The organism is Pseudomonas cremoris (assembly GCF_014230465.1).
In genome coordinates this window covers 1-4,830 of record NZ_JAAXCY010000029.1, presented here as the reverse complement: position 1 = coordinate 4,830, position 4,830 = coordinate 1, and the positions used below count along the sequence as shown (strand labels likewise).

At 54.6% G+C, this 4,830-nt stretch carries 6 protein-coding genes; 2 read left to right on the top strand and 4 right to left on the bottom strand.

Features of this window, described 5'->3' with window-relative positions; all coding sequences use genetic code 11:
- Window positions 1-91 precede the first annotated feature (91 nt).
- A complete protein-coding gene (locus HF257_RS33160) occupies window positions 92-862 on the bottom strand; it encodes an ArsR/SmtB family transcription factor (protein WP_185711008.1) in 771 nt (256 codons plus the stop codon).
- A gap of 74 nt (window positions 863-936) precedes the next feature.
- Here HF257_RS33160 and HF257_RS33155 point away from each other — a divergent pair, with 74 nt between their 5' ends.
- Window positions 937-2,097, top strand: a complete 1,161-nt coding sequence (locus HF257_RS33155; protein ID WP_185711009.1) for a cytochrome P450 — start codon at window positions 937-939, stop codon at window positions 2,095-2,097.
- Window positions 2,094-2,438 carry an antibiotic biosynthesis monooxygenase family protein gene (locus HF257_RS33150; protein WP_185711010.1) on the top strand — a complete coding sequence of 115 codons (345 nt, stop codon included), beginning with the start codon at window positions 2,094-2,096 and terminating at the stop codon, window positions 2,436-2,438. Before HF257_RS33155 ends, HF257_RS33150 begins: the two co-directional genes overlap by 4 nt.
- A gap of 27 nt (window positions 2,439-2,465) precedes the next feature.
- Here HF257_RS33150 and tnpC read toward each other — a convergent pair whose 3' ends face one another.
- The 3 genes from tnpC to tnpA form a co-directional block, all read right to left on the bottom strand.
- A complete protein-coding gene (tnpC, locus tag HF257_RS33145) occupies window positions 2,466-4,001 on the bottom strand; it encodes an IS66 family transposase (protein ID WP_185711011.1) in 1,536 nt (511 codons plus the stop codon).
- Between the two features lie 61 nt (window positions 4,002-4,062).
- Complete coding sequence (tnpB, locus tag HF257_RS33415) at window positions 4,063-4,398, bottom strand: IS66 family insertion sequence element accessory protein TnpB (protein ID WP_185711012.1); 336 nt, start codon at window positions 4,396-4,398, stop codon at window positions 4,063-4,065.
- On the bottom strand, window positions 4,395-4,727 hold the full coding sequence (gene tnpA, locus HF257_RS33135; protein WP_198913789.1) for an IS66-like element accessory protein TnpA: 333 nt from the start codon (window positions 4,725-4,727) through the stop codon (window positions 4,395-4,397). The genes tnpB and tnpA overlap by 4 nt, the downstream gene beginning before the upstream one ends.
- Window positions 4,728-4,830: the final 103 nt, after the last annotated feature.

Sequence of the window (4,830 nt, the reverse complement as noted above, 5' to 3'; positions counted from 1 at the left end):
GTAAGCGTCCCGCTAATACACGTTGATTTTAGATATGGCACGCGAAGCAATGCCCGCTTCTTGATAGATGCTTAGCTGAAGGGATTAGTAATTATCGTGCCGGCAAAGCCGGCTCGGCGGGACGTGTCGCATTCCGCACTACTGATCTCTCCATCTCTTTGTTTTCCAACATGATCCCGAATCGGCCAGACAGCTCCTTTCGTCCCTTGGATGTCAATGCGAGTGCCCGACTATCAAGGTCTTGGATAACCCACTTGCGGCTTATGACCGTCTGTAGAAAAGCCGCTCCGAGTGCTCCGGCAAGATGAGGGCGCCGCATGCTCCAGTCCAGGCAGGAGCACGCGAAACGACGCCGTTGTGCCCTTACTTTTTCTATCTCGATACCGAGATCGGTCATGGCTTTTTCGCCGCTCATCGTGAGCTGATACATAGGCTCCCCAGAAACCGGCACGGTTAACCAGCCTGACTCCATGAAATGGTCATGCAGTTGTACAGCCAGTGTTCCTGCCATGTGGTCATAACAGGTACGCGCGAACTGCAATCGGGTTGGGGTCGTGGACACATATCGTGTATCTGCGTTTTGGCTGATCACCATGAGGGCCTCAATAGCCTGGGCCACTTGCGCGTCAGCCAGACTGTAGTAGCGATGCCTGCCCTGCGTGTGCAACCTTACCAATCCGTCCTCTTTTAGTCTTGCCAAATGCGCGCTCGCCGTGGATGCACTCACGTCGGCGATGACGGCCATTTCGGTACTGGTACGGGCGTGGCCGTCCATCAGCGAACAAAGCATTTTCGTCCTCGCTGGTTCGGCAATAGCGCCGGCTACCCGAGAAATCGCGGTGTCATTGCTTCCAGCATCCATATTTCGTTCCTGAGCGAATCGTCACCATGGAGGATGTTCGATAGTAGCCGTTCTTTGTGAACAGGACTTCCGGAATGACGCCTTTTGAAGCAGCTACCCGTACTGATCCCTACATTTATTACTCAGGTCTCAGGCGACAAAACGGCCTGCTATTCGATACAGATCTTCGTTTATGGATTGCAAGTAGTGCCATAGCTGTCGAAGCCATTCTGGGGCATCCCGACTGTCGGGTGCGTCCGCTAAACGAGCCGATACCTCCTGCCATTGCGCAAGGCGTGGCAGGAATGATTTTCGGTCGTTTGATGCGCATGAACGAGGGCCCGCAGCACCTGTGCCCCAGGATGGCTATCGAACCTGCCTTGGCCTCTGTCGAGACAGATAGCATCGCGGACATCGTGTCTCGCGTGGTCGAGACCCTCGATAACCCGGTCGAAAACCTAGATGAGTTGATGTTCACGTTACCGGTTTCCGTCATTGCCGCCTTGATAGGCCTTCCATCCAGCCGGCTACAGGAAGTAGCGAGGCTGACACGGAATTTTGTCGCCTGCCTGTCGCCGTTAAGCAACGAAACTCAACTCGATGAAGCTAATTCCGGGGCTACTCGGCTTAGTCAATTATTCAGCGCGCTGCTGAGTAACGACGATGAAAGTAGCCGCTTCTTGAGCCATATCTGGAGCGGATGCGAAGCCACCGCCTGGACAGATCATGATGCATTGATCGCTAACCTGATCGGCCTTTTGTCACAGACCTGCGAAGCCACCGCAGGCCTGATCGGCAATACCCTTGTAGCGTTGCATCGTAACCTTGATCTGATTAAAGACATGCAATCTACTCCGATGCTCGTTGCAGACTTGGTGGAAGAGGTAGCGCGCTACGACTCGCCCGTGCAAAACACCCGGCGATTCGTTGCGAAGCGATGCACTATCGGGAGCAGCGTCTTGGAGGCGGGTGATACCGTTCTAGTGTTGCTCGCTTCAGCCAATAGGGATCCCTACGCGAACCCAGACCCCGATAGACTCTTGGTCAAACGAACGCAACGACGAACCTTCAGCTTCGGCTCAGGAAGACATCAATGCCCAGGCCAGCAACTTGCATTGACTATCGCCTCTGAGGCGATTTTGGCATGGCTGCATCGACAACCAGCCTCATCTCCTCGTCCTTATCTGTGGAGTTATTTGCCCTCCCTTAATGGTCGCATCCCTTATTTTTATCGTGATCGGGAAACTCAACAATGATCGCAGTTATCTTTGAAGCATGGCCTCATGAGGAGCAATACCAGCGGTATCTTGATCTTGCCGCTGAACTGAAACCATTGCTAGCAGAGCTGGATGGTTTCATCTCAGTTGAGCGTTTCCAAAGCCTAAGTGAACCAGGAAAGGTTCTCTCACTGTCATTTTGGCGTGACGAGGAAGCTATTAAGCGGTGGCGCGGCCTTGAGATACATCGTTCGGCCCAATTAGCAGGCCGTAGGCAGGTTTTCGATGACTATCACCTGCGCATCGCCCAAGTAGTTCGAGATTATAGTCTTGAGGATCGTGATCAAGCGCCGAGCGATAGCAAACAAGCTCATGAATGAAAGAACTGCTTTGTAATCTTTTCCATTTCAAGGGCTCCGTGGCGGAAGCCAGTTATGTGGCAGTAAATCTGCAATCTCACTTGCGCGCTGAGTTGGCAGACGCGTGAGTACATCCTTCAGATAGGCATACGGATCATGCCTGTTGAGCCGTGCAGATTGGATTAGACTCATGATCGCTGCCGCCCGTTTGCCGCTGCGTAGCGATCCTGCAAATAGCCAGTTCTTGCGTCCAAGAGCCCACGGTCGGATTTGGTTCTCAACCCAATTATTGTCAATGGGTACGGCCCCGTCATCAAGGTAGCGCGATAGCGCTGCCCATCGTTTCAAGCTGTAATCCAGGGCTCTGCTGATGGCCGAACCTTCAGGCACGAGATCGCGCTGGCCGATCATCCAGGCATGCAGCCTTTCCATCACCGGTACGGCTTTTTCTTGCCGTATTCGTTGCCGTGAATCTGGCTCCAGGTCGCGGACTTCACTCTCTATTTCGTAAAGCAATTGGATATAGCGAAGAGCTTGTTCGGCGAGCGTGCTTTTGTTCGTGGCATGCAGTTCGAAGAACTTGCGCCGCGCATGGGCCATGCAGCCGATCTCCGTCACCCCGAGTTCGAAGCTGGCCTTGTAGCCACCAAAATCATCGCAGACCAAATTGCCGTTCCAGCCTCGCAGGAAGTTGCGAGCATGCTCACCGGCACGGCTGGGGCTGAAGTCGTAAACCACTGCCGCTGTTTCGCAGAACTGGCTGGTGGCGTAGGCCCAAACATAAGAGCGGTGGGTTTTCTTCGAGCCTGGAGCGAGCATCTGTACCGGTGTTTCGTCGGCGTGGATGACTTGCTGCCCGAGCACTACGTCGCGCAGTGCATCGACCAGCGGCTGTAACTGCACGCCAGTCGTGCCAACCCATTGAGCCAATGTTGAACGTGGGATGCCCAAGCCAGCTCGACCAAAAATCGATTCCTGACGGTAAAGCGGAAGATGATCAGCGAACTTCGCGATCATGACGTGGGCAAGTAACCCGGCAGTCGGGATGCCCTTGTCGATGACCTGCGCCGGTACGGGTGCCTGGATCAGCGTTTCGCAGTCATCGCAAACCCACTTGCCACGAACATGGCGCTCGACGGTAAACGCGCCCGGCGTGTAGTCCAGCTTTTCGCTGATATCTTCACCTATGCGCTTAAGTGCGCAGCCGCATAGGCAGTGGGTGTTGTCCGGTTCGTGATGGATCAACGTGCGTGGGAATTCTGCCGGCAATGCCGTGCGCTTGGGCTTCTGCTTTTTCTCGGTCGCTGCTGGCACTGTCTGCAACGCCTGAAGCTCTGCTTCAATCGCCGCGATATCGGTGTCGATCAGGTCATCTAGCAGGCTGGCCTGCTCAGGACTCATCTGCTCGCTACGCTTGGCAAACTTCAAACGCTTAAGTTGGGCAATCTCGTGGGTCAGTTTCTCGATGACCGTTTGATCGCGGTTGATCTTCTTGCCCATGGTTTCGACCTGCGACAGCAACTGCGCTGCTAAGGCACGCAGCTGGTCGGGGGACATTTGGTCGAGATTAGGCGAAGAAGTCATGCTGCCGACTTTGCCAGAGCAGGCAGTTCGCGGCGATCAACCGATAGGCTAATGGCAGCCGTTAAAGCAGTGTGATCGAGCCGCCGGAACCCACTCGTTGCCATGGCAGGCCCAATACCAAGGCCTGGAGTTGCTCGGTGTCCAACTGCATTTCAGAGCCATGACGAACGCTTGGCCAGTGGAACCTACCCTGGTTCAACCGACGTGCTGCTAGCCAGATACCGAAACCATCATGCACCAGAACTTTAATGCGCGTGGCGCGGCGGTTGGCAAATAGATAAGCACAGTGCGGCTTCGCCGCACCGAACACCGCGATCACCCTGGCTAACGCAGTTTCGGTTCCTGCGCGCATGTCCATCGGCTCGGTGGAGAGCCAGATGGAGTCGATGCGAATCATCGCAGCAGGTCTCGAAGAAAGGTCGCGCAGTCAGCAGCATTTTCTGTTGGCCAGTTCACTTTGACAGTGCCACGCGAGTGCTGGATCTCTACGCAGATATTCGATGATGCCGCTTGCGAGTTTGCTCCTGCCAGCGGTAGGGGTAATGGGAGAAACGCAGGTTGCAGTGCCGTGTTTTTCTGCGTGTGTACCCGAATCCATTTGTGCACGAGGTTTGCGTTGAGGCTATGGCTGAGCGCGATGCTGGCAATCGAAGCGCCGGGCTGGGCACACTCTTGAATGACTTGGATCTTGAAGGATTTGGAATAGGAACGGCGTGTTTGCTGCATGAAATACCCGCTTAAAAGGATAGAACTGGTGCCCACTTAAATTAAGTGCACACCATGTCTTGCCTTTGCGAGGACGGGTAGATGACTTGGCCGGACGCATACG

What these genes read in the sequence shown, in the direction of transcription:
- HF257_RS33160 (WP_185711008.1), bottom strand. Translation starts at nt 862, where the DNA reads ATGGATGCTGGAAGCAATGACACCGCGATTTCTCGGGTAGCCGGCGCT.
- HF257_RS33155 (WP_185711009.1), top strand. Translation starts at nt 937, where the DNA reads ATGACGCCTTTTGAAGCAGCTACCCGTACTGATCCCTACATTTATTAC.
- HF257_RS33150 (WP_185711010.1), top strand. Translation starts at nt 2,094, where the DNA reads ATGATCGCAGTTATCTTTGAAGCATGGCCTCATGAGGAGCAATACCAG.
- tnpC (WP_185711011.1), bottom strand. Translation starts at nt 4,001, where the DNA reads ATGACTTCTTCGCCTAATCTCGACCAAATGTCCCCCGACCAGCTGCGT.
- tnpB (WP_185711012.1), bottom strand. Translation starts at nt 4,398, where the DNA reads ATGATTCGCATCGACTCCATCTGGCTCTCCACCGAGCCGATGGACATG.
- tnpA (WP_198913789.1), bottom strand. Translation starts at nt 4,727, where the DNA reads ATGCAGCAAACACGCCGTTCCTATTCCAAATCCTTCAAGATCCAAGTC.